Here is a 13,294-nt window from a genome sequence, read left to right on the forward strand (position 1 = left end):
GAACGTGCCGGTGACCCATCACTGGCAAGCCAGCTCCCACAGGGTAAGGGGCTGGCTTTTTTTCAAGGGTTTTATTGATCTGAATCTTGTCGCTCAGCGATTTTTCTGGAACGATCCCTCCCTCCAATAAACGCCCGGGACAGCGCTTTAACAGGCGCTTGTGCAGTGTTTAAGACGCTGCCAAAGCATGCTCTCAGCCCTTCTTTCAGGCCGATAAACACCGTGTTTATCCGGTTTGCGGACCCCGTAAAAGACCAAGAACTCAAGGTAGAAAAACAATGAAGGATTCAACGCTGAATCACCGACCGGACGGGGAGGAGCCTGAACTCAAACGCAGTCTGTCCAATCGTCATATCCAACTGATCGCCATTGGCGGTGCCATCGGCACCGGCCTGTTCATGGGCTCGGGTAAAACCATCAGCCTGGCCGGCCCCTCGATCATTTTTGTTTATATGATCATCGGCTTCATGCTGTTTTTCGTCATGCGCGCCATGGGCGAACTGCTGTTATCCAACCTCAATTACAAGTCCTTCATTGATTTTTCGGCCGACCTGCTGGGCCCCAGGGCCGGCTATTTCACCGGCTGGACTTACTGGTTTTGCTGGATCGTGACAGGCATTGCCGATGTGATTGCGATTTCCGGCTATACCCAGTTCTGGTTCCCGGACATCCCGCTGTGGTTGCCGGCCATCGCTTGCGTGGCGCTGCTGCTGTCGTTGAATTTGATCACGGTGAAAATGTTCGGTGAACTGGAGTTCTGGTTTGCCATGATCAAGATCGTGGCCATTTGCGCGCTGGTCTGCACCGGCCTGTACATGGTGGTTACCGCTTTCCAGTCGCCGACCGGCAACACCGCCTCGGTGGCCAACCTGTGGAATGACGGCGGCATGTTCCCCCATGGCCTGATGGGCTTTTTCGCCGGGTTTCAGATTGCAGTCTTTGCTTTTGTCGGTATCGAGCTGGTGGGTACAACTGCCGCCGAAACCAAGAACCCTGAACGCAACCTGCCACGGGCGATCAACTCAATTCCGCTGCGCATCATCATGTTTTATGTGTTCGCGCTGATTGCGATCCTGGCCGTTACCCCCTGGCGCGATGTGGTCGCCAACAAAAGCCCCTTCGTCGAACTCTTCATGCTCGCCGGCCTGCCTGCAGCCGCGGGCATCATCAACTTTGTGGTACTGACCTCTGCGGCTTCATCGGCCAACAGCGGGGTGTTCTCCACCAGTCGCATGCTGTTCGGCCTGGCGCTGGAGGGCGAAGCGCCGAGCAAGTTTAAAAATCTTTCCCGACGGGCAGTGCCCTCCAACGGTCTGATCTTTTCCTGCATCTGTTTGCTGGCGGGTGCGCTGGTGATCTATCTGGTGCCGAACCTGATGGACGCGTTCACCTTGATCACCACCGTCTCGGCGACCCTGTTCATGTTTGTCTGGACCATGATCCTGCTGTCCTACCTGGCATATCGCAAAAAAAGCGATCACCTGCACCAGGCATCGCGCTACAAAATGCCGGGCGGCAAGTTGATGGTCTGGGTTTGCCTGACCTTCTTTGTCTTCATCCTGGTACTGCTGGCCCTTGAGGACGACACCCGGCAGGCGCTGTATATGGTACCGGTATGGTTTGTGGTACTGGGCCTGGCCTACCGCTCTGTACGGCGCAACAAGATGCTGACCCAGGACCGCTAGTCTGCAGTCGTTGTCAGTACTTTCACAATTGCGTCGATGTTGCCTTGCAGTTCCGCCACCGGATCGGCGCCATCGGCGCTGACCACCACCAGTTCACTGCCGCCTTCGGTCACCGCAGCCTGCAACGCTGCGGACGCCGGGCGGTGGTCCAGTACCAGGGCTACGTCATTGTCCTCAAGGGTCTGGCTCAAGGCCTTGAGTGCCTCGGGCGTCCATGGCTCATCGCCTTTGTGGTGTACCTCGACACGCTCCAGGTTGAGCCCGCCAATCAAGTACTCCAGGCGGTCCGACAAGCTCACCACGCTCAAGTTGTCGGCCCCGGCCAGTCTGGCTTCGCTATCGGCGCTGAGTTTGAGCAGACGCTGTTTGAGGCTCGCCAGATTGGCTTCAATTTGCCCTTTGGCGGACGGCGCCAGGCGCACCAGGTCTGCCGCGATAACGTCAGCCATTCGTCCCATATTGTTACTGGCCAGCCAGGGCTGACTGTTCAGCCCGTCGGGGTGATTGCCCGGCTGCAGGGCGATGCCTGGCAGGCTGCCGTCCACCGGGCGGGCGGCGTCGACCTCAACGATGCGGATATTGCTGCGCCGCGCCATGGGGTAGAGCGGGTCGTCGCTCCACACCGAGCGCAGACCGATCACCGCATCGGCATTGAGCGCCAGCTGGTGCAGGGCCGATGCGCCGCGACCGCTGAAGTAAGCGCTTTGGCGACTGCCGGGCAAGTTGGCCGCCGCCGCCCGTTCCAGGGCGATGTCGCTGTCCTTGACCAGCAGTTGGCCCAGCCCGTAGGTAATCGGCAGGCTGGCGAGGATTCGCAGCGGCGCGCCGCTCGTGTCGGCCGCCTGCAGCGGGGTGCTGAGCAGGCCGGTGATGGCCAGTGCCAGAGTCAGTTTGCGTAGGCTAGACATTTATCCAATATTCCCTTTCAGGCTGGGTACCACGCCACGGGCGATGGCTGCCAGGGCGAAAGCAATACCGGCCACCAGAATGATCGCGGCGCCGGACGGAATGGGCAGGTCGAACACGATGGGCAGCAAGATGCCGCACAAGGTACTGAGGGTTGCGATCAACACCGAAATCCAGAAAAAGCCTTTCAGTGACTGGCTGAGCAAGCGTGCCGCCGCCGCCGGAATCACCAGCAGGGCGCCCACCAGAATGGCCCCGATCACCTTGACCGCCGCGACGGTAATCAGGGTCACCAGAATCACGAACAGATAGTCTAGGGTCTTGACCGCCACCCCGCGCACGGTAGCCAGTTGCGGGTTGAAACTGGCGAGCATGATGCGGTTGTACAGCGTCAGACTCAGGCCAAGAACCAGCGCGCCGACTATGGCCAGCACCAGCAGATCGTTGCCGTTGACCGTCAATACCGAGCCAAACAACACGTTTTCGAGGATGTGCACGTTGATCTTGCCCGCCAGAATCAGCAGCAGGCTTGCACCCAGTGCCAGGGACACCGAGAGGAACACCCCGATCAGCGTGTCGGGGGCCAGGCCGGTGCGATTGCGCAGGTAATTGAGTGAAATGCCGAACAGCAGGCAATAGCCGAACAGGCTGCCATAAGGGCCGGTATAGGGTTCGCCGAGCAATATGCCGATGGCCACCCCCGTCAGCGCAGCATGGCCTACGGCTTCGGAGAAAAAGGCGAAACGCTTGACCACCACCAGCGTACCGAGGCCGCCCAGCACCGGGCCGATCAGCAACCCGGCAAGCACGGCGTTGACCACAAAACCGTAGGCCAGAACCTCTGGCAGATACCCGGCCGAAGCCCAGCCCTGAACCATCACACGGAATGCTTCGTAGCTCATCAAAGGGTGCTCCCGCGGGTTGCCGGATGGGTCGAAAACAGGCTCAGCAAGCGCTCCGGGCTGAGGGTTTGTTCCGGCGGGCCATCGAACAGCACCTGGCGATTAAGCCCGGTGACGCGATCGGCCAGACGCTTGACGGCCGCCAGGTCATGCTCGATCCACAGTACCGTCACCCCGCTGGAGCGCCAGTGCGCCAGCAAGCGTTCAAAGACCCGGGCCCCGGCTTCATCCAGGGCCGACATCGGTTCATCCAGAACCAGCAGTTGCGGGGCCGGAATCAGCCCCTGGGCCAACAACACGCGCTGGCGCTCACCACCGGACAACGCGCCCATGCGCCGCTTGCGCTTGTCCTGCATGCCCACTCGCTCCAGTGCCTCGCCAATGGCCGGAGCGACCTTGGGCGACAGTCCCATAAAGGCCGGGCGCCGCTGGCACATGGCAGCCATAAAGTCGTCGACGGTCATCGGCAAGCCGCGATCAAACTCCAGTGCCTGGGGCACGTAGCCGATCAGCCCCGGCTCACCGGGCCAGTTCAGGCCCAGGCGGCCCTGGTGCGGCATTTGCCCGAGCAGGGTTTTGATCAGCGAGCTTTTGCCGCCGCCGTTGGGGCCGACCAGTGCATGCACGCTGGCGGGGCGAATGCTGAAGCTGACGTGGTCGAGGATCAGGGTGCGCCCCAGGGTCAGGGACACTTGATCAAACTCGATTCCGGGCCCGCTGGCGGTAACACTCAGGTGTTCGGCGGCACTCATGCTCCGGCCTCCTGGATGGCCCTGACCACGGTGTCGAGGTTACCGGTCATTTCTTTTTCGTACTTGTCGGCGCTGTAGTCGCCATAGGAAATATGCGACAGCGGGTACAGCCTGACCCCGGACTCGCGTTGAATGGTGTCGACATAGCTGGACGGGAAATCCATCTCGGAGAAGATCACTTTCACATCCAGCTCCCGCAGTTGATCGATGGTTTTCTTCAGTTGGCTGGGGCTTGGCTCGATGCCGTGCGCCGGTTCGACCACGGCGGTGACTTCAAGGCCGAATTCGCGCAGCAGGTAGTCATAGGCGGCGTGCACCGTGGCCACCCGCAAATCAGCGTTGGGTGCCTCGGTCAGCTTGGCCAGTGCGTCAGCGCGCATCTGGCGCAGGCGTTTGCCGTAGGCGCGGGCATTGGCGGTGTAGGTTTTGGCGTTGGCCGGGTCGAGCTTGCCCAGTTCGCGGGCGATGTTATTGACCTGGGCAATCGAGGCGCTGATCGAGAGGAAGGTGTGGGGGTTGACCACCTTGCCTGCGCCTCGCGCAGCGTTGCCGGTGGCGGCCAGCAGCGGCACATTCTGGTTGGCTTCGATGACCGCGATCTGGGGTTTTTCGCTGGCTGCAATCATGCGGTCGGCGAAGTCGTCATGCCCCACGCCATTGAGCACAATCACATCCAGTGTGCCGATGCGTTTGATGTCTTCGGCCCGGGGCTCGTAGGCATGGGGGTTGAAACCGGCGGGAATCAGCGGCACCACTTCGGCCTTGTCGCCGACGATATTGGCCACGTAGCTGTAGTAGGGATGCAGGGTGATGCCGATGCGCAGCGGTTTGGCCAGCGGGGCGTCGGCAGCTGCCAGGGGGGTAATGCAAAAGGCCAACAGGCCGGCCAGCAGCAGGCTGCGGCGGCGCAAAACAGATGCAATGGACATGACAAGCCTCAGGTAAAACGGTGGGTTCAGTGCCGATGCTGGCGAGTAACCCCGGCATCGAACTGCGCGATCACTTGCTGCCAGCCGCTGCGGTTCAGGGCGGCATCGCTGAAGTCGGTCGGGGCGCTGGCGCCGGGATTGCGGTTTAGCCACACATCCGGGTCGGTGCCTATGCGCAGCAAAAACGCGCCCGCCACCCCAGGGTCGGGACTGATGCCCAGATAGGCTTTATCCCCCAGCAATTGCCAGGCGTGGCTGCCCCGGCTGACGGAGCTGGCATCGATGGCAAAGGGCGCAAAGCCTTCTGCGCCCAGTTGCTCGGGTTGTGCCAGGGCGCCGGACTCTTCACTGAGCAGCAGAATCTCGTCCAGGGTCACTCGCAGGTCGGCGTAGATGCCCTGTTCGGCGGCGTTCAGATCCCGCCGTGCATCCAGCTGGTGGGCGGCCACTGCAGTCACTTCCAGGGATTCATGACGCCAGGCCACCACTGAGCCGGCCATGACCAGAATCAGCAGGCACAAGAGCAACACATACAGGGTTTCATGCCCGGCCCCTTCGGGGCGTACGACTTGAGTAGTCATGGGGTCTCGATATCGGCTTGATCGATTTCAACGATGTGCCCGGGTCCCGCGTCGAACAGCACGTAAAACTCGGCATCCGGGCGCTTGAAGGTCATGCTCGAGTCCGGCCCCAGCTTGCCCGGTACCAGGATGGTCTCGTCGTAGCCGATCACATCCAGGGTCACTCCCGGCGCGCCGCTGCCATCGGAAAACCCGCCGGTACAGCGGATTTGCCCGTCTTCGACGCTCTTGCACTCGCACATCGGGTTGTGGGCCAGGGCCTGGCCGCTGAGGCCCAGCAAAGCCAGGAGCCCGGCTGTCATGGCCGGGCGTATGAACAGTCGCGAATTCATTGTTTAGCACCTCGTTGGGCCAGCCAGGCTATGGTTGCCGGGGAAGCCTGACTCAGGGGAATGGATGCCTGATGCATCGAGCCGTCCCACCCTTCAAGGGTGATCCACAGCTCGGCGTCGGCCCTGGTCCGCTCGGGGATCGGCAGCGTGGCGCCCATGCGATACGGCGTACCGAAGAAAATCACCCCGGCGGCCCGCAGGCTGCGCGGCTTGCCAATGCGCAGGTAAGCAGCCTTGACCTGATCGATGGAGCTGTCGCTCAGCGCCGCGTTAAAGCTCTTCATGTAGCCTGCCGGGCCATCGGGGCGCGGGCCTTCATTGCGCAGTTCAGCCAGTTGCAGGCTCCACGGCCCTACCTGCACCGTGCCCACGTCACGCTCGCCCAGGCCGCTGTCACCCCGGAACAGCGACGCATCGGCAAAGTATTTGGGCATAAACCCCAGCGGCACCAACAGCAGCAGGATGTTTATGTGAAAGCGCCATTTGTGCCACAGCCGGCTCAGGGTGGAAGGGGGCTGTGCAGTCACTGTCTTGCTCATGCATTGGCCTCTGCGGGTTGTTTTTTATGGGGGCTGGCGGCCAGGCTTGCTGCCGGGCGCGGGGATTTATGGCTGCGTTTAAGGGCGTTGGCGGTGGCCAGTGCGGTCCGTTTGGTCCAGATCAGCAGGCCGCTCAACACCATCATGCTCAGCACCAGGCCGAAGAAGAACCAGATCAGCTTGACCCACAGGCCGCCGAAGTCGCCGGTGTGCAGCGGCCGCATCGACTCGGTTACCAGTTCCAGGCCGGAGCGGTCGGCGATCATCCGCGAGCCTTCAATCGCGCCGTTGTACGGGTTGATTTCGGCGGTCTGGAACAGCAGCGGATACCAGCCCGGGCCGCCCACTTCAATATGGCCGTAGGCATTGCCCGGCAAGCTGACAAAGCTGGCTTCGAAGCCGGGAATTTTTTCGGCGGCAATCTTCACTGCCTGGTCGAGGCTGATCTGCGGTGCGGGCTGACCGTTGGCCATGATCGGCACATCCTGGCGCGCCACCACGGGGGGGATGCCTTCCGTGGAGATGGAGATCTGGTTATCAAACAGAAAGGCCTGAATCAGAAACCACAGGCCGGTGATGGAAATCACTGCAATAAACCAGATCGACCAGACGCCGCACAGGCGATGGAAGTCGCCCCAGAAAATCCGTGCCCCATGTTTGAAGCGCAGATTGGGTTTGAAAAAACCTTTCCAGAACTTCTTGTAGACCACCAGCCCGGTCACCAGCGATGCCAGCAATGGCAGGCCGAGAAACGACACCAGGTACCAGCCCCAGCTGTAGCCATTGGTAAAGGGCACCAGCCACCAGCCGTGCAGGGCCCGGGTGAATTGTTTGAAGTTGAAACTCGGGCTTTCGCCCTGGATGGCGCCGGTGTACGGGTTGATGTACAGCGAAGGCGAGCGCCCGTCCGGGTAGACCACGTCGGCCACCAGTGCGAAATGCGATTCATCGGGACGGCTGATGGACTGCACTGCCAGTTTCGGTTCGGCCTGGTGAATCGCGCTCAGTATCTGCTCGTAAGTGAGCAGCGGCGCATCATCTGACGGTTGGCTGGCGCGGGCTTCAGGGGTGGCCAGCCACACTATCTCCTGGCTGACTACGGCCAGGGTGCCGGTGACACAGACAATCAGGACAAAAAACCAGATGGGCAGGGTTAGCCAACTGTGGACCAGGAACCAGAGCTTTGAACGGGATTTTTTGGACATGGGAAACGACTAACTCGCAGCTGGGCGGGTACTTGATCGCTATTGAGAAGCGATTGCTTATCCATGTAGGACGGATGAGCCGCGGAAAACCCGAACCCCGAGTTGTAATAAATTATTTCTCCGGCCTCTTCCTGTAGCAGCGAGCTTGCTCGCGAGCCGTGTAAATGCCACTGAAGAGCTCGTGAGCAAGCTCGCTCCTACAGGTGTTTGGGGGTTACTCCAGGGAGCGTCCGAGTTTCCAGTACCCCATCAAGGTCAGGCTTTTGCGATCCAGCCCGCATTCATTAATGAAAAACCGCCGGATCGTCATCACTGCTGCCGATTCACCGGCGACCCAGGCATAAAACTCGCTCTGTTTGGCGCTGGCCCGTTCCCACAGGAGCTGGGTGGTCAGGTCGGGCTCTTCGAGTTCGCCCCCGGGTTTTGTTCTGATCAGCGGCAAACTGGCCAGTTCGCGGGCAGCCAGGGTCATGCCGTCGCCGTGCTGCTTGCCGAGGCTGGCGCGGGGCAGCCAGTGGATTTTGGCCTTTGGGCCGCACAACAGGGGCTGGCAGTCCGACTCCTGGGGAACCTCGATAAATGCTTGCACCTTGGGCGGGTCCGGGTTCAGGGCGAGTTCTTCGAGAATTCCGGCAATCGCCGGCAAGGCGGTTTCGTCGCCGATCAACAGCACTTGGCGCACGCCTTCTGGGGGCTGCCATTCATAACCGCCGGGGTCGGCGGCATAGGCTCCATTGGGAGCAACGATTTGCAGGCGGTCGCCGGGTGTTGCATGGGTGGCCCAGCGCGAGGCGGGACCGGTTTCGCCGTGCAGGACGAAGTCGATGTCCAGCTCGCAGGTTTCCGGGCGCAGATTGCGAATGGTGTAGGTGCGCATTGGTGTAGCGCACTGCGCACTCGCTTGGCGCCGTGCGGCTTGCCAGTCGCCATGTCTGGGCAGGTTGGGGGGCGTGCCATTGGCGCTCGGGAAAAACAGCTTGACCCGTTGATCCGGCCCCAGCGTGCGCATCAACCCCACATCGCTGCCGCTGAACACAAAGCGCTTGAGCGAAGGGCTCAAGGCAATGCTGTACTTGAGCCGGATATCGAACAGCTGGTAACCGGCGGGTTTACTGAGTCGTTTACGCAGGGATTGCACCAGCGTGGTGGCAACGGACATGGCAGCGCCTAAATAAACAGGAGTCATTAGATAGAACGACCCGTGTTGCGCTCAATTTAAAGGCTGATATCGAGTGGCCTGCATCGCAGACTGGCCAGCGATGCAGGAGGGCTGCTCAAGCCCCGAAGCTGAGCTGCGCGATCAGCCAGATATTGGCGCAACTGATCACGGCAAACAGGAACCAGGCCAGCAGCCGGGTCGGCAGGCGGTTGGTGAACGGCCCCATGAGTTTCTCGTCGCCGGTCATGCGGATCAGCGGGTACAGGGCAAACGGCAATTGCAGGCTGAGTACCACCTGGCTGAGGATCAGCAGTTTGCCAACGGCGTCGTCCCCCATCAGCCAGACCCCGAGAAATGCCGGGATCAGTGCCAGGCCACGGGTGATCAAACGGCGCTGCCAGCAGGGAATCCGCAAGTCCAGATACCCTTCCATGATGACCTGGCCGGCGATGGTGCCGGTGAAGGTCGAGCTTTGCCCGGAGGCCAGCAGTGCCACGCCGAACAGGACACTGGCCATGGCGCCGCCCACCAGCGGGTCGAGCATGCGGTAGGCGTCCTGGATCTCGACCACGTCGCTGTGGCCGGTTTGGTGAAAGGCCGCTGCGGCCAGGATCAGAATCGCGGCGTTGACCAGCAGCGCCAGGGCCAGTGAGCCGATGGTGTCGATGCGCGACAGGCGCACGGCGTCCAGTTTGCTGGCGTAATCGGTGCCCGTCAGGCGGGTCTGCACGATGGAGCTGTGCAGGTACAGGTTGTGCGGCATGACGGTGGCGCCAATGATGCCGATCGCAATGTACAGCGGTGCCGCCTCGCTGATCGCTGACAGGGACGGTTTGAAACCTTCGAAAACGTCCGGCCAGTAAGGTTTGATCAGCAGCAGTTCGACAAAAAAACACATGCCTATGGTCAGCACCAACGCCAGCATGATCGCTTCCAGGCGGCGGAAGCCTTTGCCTTGCAGGGCCAGGATCAACAGGGTGTCGAAGGCGGTGAGGGCGATGCCGAAGGTCATCGAACAGCCCAGCAGTAAATGGAAGGCCAGTGCACAGCCGAGCACTTCGGCCAGATCGGTGGCGATGATTGAAATTTCTGCCAGTACCCACTGGGCCCGTGCCGAGCGCTTGCTATAGCGTTCGCGGCACAGTTGCGCCAGGTCGCGGCCGGTGGCGATGCCCAGCCGTGAACACAGGCACTGCACCGCCATGCCTGCAAGGCTGGCCAGCAGGACCACGAACAGCAAGTTGTAGCCGTAACGCGAGCCCGCCTCGATGGCGGTGGCCCAGTTGCCCGGGTCCATGTAGCCAATGCTGATCAGCAACCCGGGGCCGGCAAAGCGCAATGCGCGTTTCCAGAATGGCGCCCTGGCATCCACGGGAACGCTGCCGCTGACCTCGGGAGGGCAGAAGGGCGCAGTGGCGATTTTCGGCAGGCTGAATTTCAAGCGCGGGCTCCGCTGTCATGGTCAAAGAGGCGCGGGCAAGCCCACGGGCGTCAGTACCGGTTGCCCGGAAAAAAATGCCACCAGGTTGTTAACGACCATCTGCACTGTGCCTTTAGCCGCTTCTGGCGATTGACCGCCCATGTGCGGGGTCATCACCACATTGCCCAAGGTCTTGAACGCATCCGGGACCTGGGGTTCGTGATCGAATACATCGAGCCCGGCCCCGGCAATTTGGCCGCTGCTCAGCGCAGCGATCAGGGCATCGGTGTCTACGACACTGGCGCGGGAAATATTGATCAGGTAGCCGTCGGGTCCCAGGGCATCGAGCACCGGGCCGTTGACCAGATGCCGGGTGTCGCTGCCGCCCGGAGTGGCCACTATCAGGAAGTCCACGGCGCCGGCCAGTTCGGTCAGGCTGGCGCACCAGTTGTAGGGTGTGTCGGGGCGGGGCTGGCGGTTGTGGTAGCTGACACTCATGTCAAAACCGTTGGCGGCGCGTTTGGCGATGGCTTGCCCTACGGCGCCCAGCCCCAGGATGCCCATGCGCTTGCCGGCGAGGGACGGCAAGCGCAGTTTGTTCCATTCGCCACGACGGATGCCGGCATCGGCCTGGGGGATGCCGCGTACCAGTGACAGCAGGAGCGCCATGGCATGGTCGGCCACCGACGAGGCGTTGGCCCCGGCGCCGTTGGTCACGGTGATTCCCCGGTTACTGGCAGCCTGCAAGTCCACTTGCTCATAGCCGGCGCCGATCACGCAGATGATCTTGAGCAAGGGCAGGGCGGCCATCTCTTCGCCAGACAAACCCAGGGGGCCGCGGGTCAGCACTGCGTCGATGCGTGCCCCATGGCTGGCAATGGCTTCGGCGCGGCTGAGGGGGGTGGGGGCAAGGATCAGCTCAAAACCTTCGCTTTCGAGCAATGGCAGGTAATCGTTAACCGTTTCAACCAGCACCAGTACTACTCGGGACATTGGGCGTCTCCAGTCAGGGGGATCGAGGATGGGCCGAGATTAGCACCCCTGCCGGTGGGGTTTCCCCGTATCAATTCGATACAAAGGCTCTATTCGCGCTTTTTTCCGCCCTGTGGCGTCACCGGTCAGTCCCGCGCTGGAGCCGGGCAGGGTCGGCCTGTTACCATTCGCCCTTTGTTTTATCTCTACTTCGAGACCGCCCATGACCACCGTTCGCACGCGCATTGCGCCATCGCCTACCGGCGACCCCCACGTCGGCACCGCTTACATCGCTTTGTTCAACTACTGCTTTGCCAAGCAGCATGGCGGCGAGTTCATCCTGCGGATCGAAGATACCGACCAGTTGCGTTCGACCCGCGAGTCCGAGCAGCAGATCTACGACGCCTTGCGCTGGCTGGGTATCACCTGGAGCGAAGGCCCGGATGTTGGCGGCCCCCACGGTCCTTACCGGCAGAGCGAGCGCAGCGAGATCTACCAGAAGTACACCCAGCAGCTGGTGGACATGGGGCACGCGTTTCCGTGCTTCTGCACCAGCGAAGAACTGGACCAGATGCGCGCCGAGCAAATGGCCAGGGGTGAAACCCCGCGCTACGACGGTCGTGCGTTGCTGTTGTCCAAAGAAGAAGTGGCCAGCCGCCTGGCTGCCGGCGAACCCCATGTAATCCGCATGAAGGTGCCGACTGAAGGTGTATGCGTGGTTCCGGACCTGCTGCGCGGTGACGTCGAGATCCCGTGGGATCGCATGGACATGCAAGTACTGATGAAGACCGACGGTCTGCCGACGTACTTCCTGGCCAACGTGGTGGATGACCACCTGATGGGCATCACCCACGTGCTGCGTGGTGAAGAATGGCTGCCGTCGGCTCCCAAGCTGATCCTGCTGTACGAGTACTTTGGCTGGGAGCAACCGCAGTTGTGCTACATGCCGCTGCTGCGTAACCCGGACAAGAGCAAGCTGTCCAAGCGCAAGAACCCGACTTCGGTGACGTTCTACGAGCGCATGGGTTTCATGCCTGAAGCCATGCTCAACTATCTGGGCCGTATGGGCTGGTCGATGCCGGACGAGCGCGAGAAGTTTTCGCTGCAGGAAATGGTCGATAACTTCGATCTTTCCCGGGTCTCGCTGGGCGGGCCGATCTTCGATGTCGAGAAGCTGTCCTGGCTCAACGGTCAGTGGTTGCGCGATCTGCCGCTGGAAGAGTTTGCCAGCCGTGTTCAGCAATGGGCGCTGAATCCTGAGTACATGATGAAGATCGCGCCGCTGGTGCAGGGTCGTGTTGAAACCTTCAGCCAGATCGCACCATTGGCCGGGTTCTTCTTCGCCGGTGGCCTGCAGCTGGATGCCAAGCTGTTTGAGCACAAGAAGCTGTCCAACGAACAAGTGCGCCAGTTGATGCAATTGATTCTGTGGAAGCTCGAAAGCCTGCGTCAGTGGGAAAAAGACCCGATTACCGGCTGTATTCAAGCGGTGGTCGAGTCTCTGGGGCTGAAGCTGCGCGATGCGATGCCGCTGATGTTCGCTTCGATCACTGGCCAGGCCAGCTCGGTGTCGGTACTGGATGCCATGGAGATCCTGGGTCCGGACCTGACCCGTTTCCGTCTGCGCCAGGCGCTGGATCTGCTGGGCGGCGTGTCGAAGAAAGAAAACAAAGAGTGGGAAAAGCTGTTTAACGCGATTGGCTGATCCTGGGTTATCTGTGGTGGCTGCCGCAGGCTGCGACGGGTTGCGCAGCAGCCTCCGGTGCTGTGGTGGTCCTGCTGACCCACCGCAGCCTGGGGCGGCGACTACAAGTTTTACTCTCAGGAGCCGTGTTTTCGGGGGTAGAAGGGTAAGTGGTTGTTCTCACGGCAAATTTTTTTAAAAAAGTTTGAAAATAAGTTTGACAGCCTA

At 61.1% G+C, this 13,294-nt stretch carries 13 protein-coding genes; 2 read left to right on the forward strand and 11 right to left on the reverse strand.

Annotation, left to right across the window (positions count from 1 at the left end):
* Window positions 1-278 precede the first annotated feature (278 nt).
* On the forward strand, window positions 279-1,685 hold the full coding sequence (gene cycA, locus JQ848_RS08310; protein WP_003447275.1) for a D-serine/D-alanine/glycine transporter: 1,407 nt from the start codon (window positions 279-281) through the stop codon (window positions 1,683-1,685).
* On the opposite strand, the gene JQ848_RS08315 is transcribed toward cycA, so the two are convergent.
* The 11 genes from JQ848_RS08315 to JQ848_RS08365 all read right to left on the reverse strand — a co-directional run bounded on the left by JQ848_RS08315 (window position 1,682) and on the right by JQ848_RS08365 (window position 11,403).
* Complete coding sequence (locus tag JQ848_RS08315; protein WP_202210463.1) at window positions 1,682-2,593, reverse strand: metal ABC transporter solute-binding protein, Zn/Mn family; 912 nt, start codon at window positions 2,591-2,593, stop codon at window positions 1,682-1,684. The genes cycA and JQ848_RS08315 overlap by 4 nt on opposite strands.
* Window positions 2,594-3,493, reverse strand: a complete 900-nt coding sequence (locus tag JQ848_RS08320) for a metal ABC transporter permease (protein ID WP_202210464.1) — start codon at window positions 3,491-3,493, stop codon at window positions 2,594-2,596.
* Entirely contained in the window at window positions 3,493-4,245 is a 753-nt protein-coding gene (locus JQ848_RS08325; RefSeq protein WP_202210465.1) for a metal ABC transporter ATP-binding protein, read from the reverse strand. Before JQ848_RS08325 ends, JQ848_RS08320 begins: the two co-directional genes overlap by 1 nt.
* A complete protein-coding gene (locus JQ848_RS08330; RefSeq protein ID WP_003447296.1) occupies window positions 4,242-5,174 on the reverse strand; it encodes a metal ABC transporter substrate-binding protein in 933 nt (310 codons plus the stop codon). Before JQ848_RS08330 ends, JQ848_RS08325 begins: the two co-directional genes overlap by 4 nt.
* Window positions 5,175-5,200: 26 nt before the next feature.
* The gene (locus JQ848_RS08335) at window positions 5,201-5,755 is read right to left on the reverse strand and encodes a DUF6162 family protein (RefSeq protein WP_202210466.1); all 555 of its coding nucleotides are present in this window, start codon (window positions 5,753-5,755) and stop codon (window positions 5,201-5,203) included.
* The gene (locus tag JQ848_RS08340; protein WP_369826388.1) at window positions 5,752-6,057 is read right to left on the reverse strand and encodes a hypothetical protein; all 306 of its coding nucleotides are present in this window, start codon (window positions 6,055-6,057) and stop codon (window positions 5,752-5,754) included. Before JQ848_RS08340 ends, JQ848_RS08335 begins: the two co-directional genes overlap by 4 nt.
* A 26-nt stretch (window positions 6,058-6,083) precedes the next feature.
* Complete coding sequence (locus JQ848_RS08345; protein WP_202210467.1) at window positions 6,084-6,626, reverse strand: thiamine pyrophosphate-binding protein; 543 nt, start codon at window positions 6,624-6,626, stop codon at window positions 6,084-6,086.
* A complete protein-coding gene (locus tag JQ848_RS08350; RefSeq protein WP_003447303.1) occupies window positions 6,623-7,831 on the reverse strand; it encodes a PepSY-associated TM helix domain-containing protein in 1,209 nt (402 codons plus the stop codon). The genes JQ848_RS08345 and JQ848_RS08350 overlap by 4 nt, the downstream gene beginning before the upstream one ends.
* A gap of 214 nt (window positions 7,832-8,045) precedes the next feature.
* Complete coding sequence (locus tag JQ848_RS08355) at window positions 8,046-8,990, reverse strand: siderophore-interacting protein (protein WP_202210468.1); 945 nt, start codon at window positions 8,988-8,990, stop codon at window positions 8,046-8,048.
* A 115-nt stretch (window positions 8,991-9,105) separates the two neighbouring features.
* Complete coding sequence (locus JQ848_RS08360; RefSeq protein ID WP_003447307.1) at window positions 9,106-10,431, reverse strand: Nramp family divalent metal transporter; 1,326 nt, start codon at window positions 10,429-10,431, stop codon at window positions 9,106-9,108.
* A gap of 21 nt (window positions 10,432-10,452) precedes the next feature.
* Complete coding sequence (locus tag JQ848_RS08365) at window positions 10,453-11,403, reverse strand: 2-hydroxyacid dehydrogenase (RefSeq protein WP_202210469.1); 951 nt, start codon at window positions 11,401-11,403, stop codon at window positions 10,453-10,455.
* 202 nt (window positions 11,404-11,605) lie between these two features.
* On the opposite strand from JQ848_RS08365, the gene gltX reads away from it, so the two are divergent.
* The gene (gene gltX / locus JQ848_RS08370; protein WP_010656148.1) at window positions 11,606-13,087 is read left to right on the forward strand and encodes a glutamate--tRNA ligase; all 1,482 of its coding nucleotides are present in this window, start codon (window positions 11,606-11,608) and stop codon (window positions 13,085-13,087) included.
* Window positions 13,088-13,294: the final 207 nt, after the last annotated feature.

This window comes from Pseudomonas paraversuta (genome assembly GCF_904067025.1).
GTDB classification, from domain to species: domain Bacteria; phylum Pseudomonadota; class Gammaproteobacteria; order Pseudomonadales; family Pseudomonadaceae; genus Aquipseudomonas; species Aquipseudomonas paraversuta.

What these genes read in the sequence shown, in the direction of transcription:
- JQ848_RS08320 (WP_202210464.1), bottom strand. Translation starts at nt 3,493, where the DNA reads ATGAGCTACGAAGCATTCCGTGTGATGGTTCAGGGCTGGGCTTCGGCC.
- JQ848_RS08340 (WP_369826388.1), bottom strand. Translation starts at nt 6,057, where the DNA reads ATGACAGCCGGGCTCCTGGCTTTGCTGGGCCTCAGCGGCCAGGCCCTG.
- JQ848_RS08335 (WP_202210466.1), bottom strand. Translation starts at nt 5,755, where the DNA reads ATGACTACTCAAGTCGTACGCCCCGAAGGGGCCGGGCATGAAACCCTG.
- cycA (WP_003447275.1), top strand. Translation starts at nt 279, where the DNA reads ATGAAGGATTCAACGCTGAATCACCGACCGGACGGGGAGGAGCCTGAA.
- JQ848_RS08355 (WP_202210468.1), bottom strand. Translation starts at nt 8,990, where the DNA reads ATGTCCGTTGCCACCACGCTGGTGCAATCCCTGCGTAAACGACTCAGT.
- JQ848_RS08345 (WP_202210467.1), bottom strand. Translation starts at nt 6,626, where the DNA reads ATGAGCAAGACAGTGACTGCACAGCCCCCTTCCACCCTGAGCCGGCTG.
- gltX (WP_010656148.1), top strand. Translation starts at nt 11,606, where the DNA reads ATGACCACCGTTCGCACGCGCATTGCGCCATCGCCTACCGGCGACCCC.
- JQ848_RS08365 (WP_202210469.1), bottom strand. Translation starts at nt 11,403, where the DNA reads ATGTCCCGAGTAGTACTGGTGCTGGTTGAAACGGTTAACGATTACCTG.
- JQ848_RS08330 (WP_003447296.1), bottom strand. Translation starts at nt 5,174, where the DNA reads ATGTCCATTGCATCTGTTTTGCGCCGCCGCAGCCTGCTGCTGGCCGGC.
- JQ848_RS08315 (WP_202210463.1), bottom strand. Translation starts at nt 2,593, where the DNA reads ATGTCTAGCCTACGCAAACTGACTCTGGCACTGGCCATCACCGGCCTG.
- JQ848_RS08350 (WP_003447303.1), bottom strand. Translation starts at nt 7,831, where the DNA reads ATGTCCAAAAAATCCCGTTCAAAGCTCTGGTTCCTGGTCCACAGTTGG.
- JQ848_RS08325 (WP_202210465.1), bottom strand. Translation starts at nt 4,245, where the DNA reads ATGAGTGCCGCCGAACACCTGAGTGTTACCGCCAGCGGGCCCGGAATC.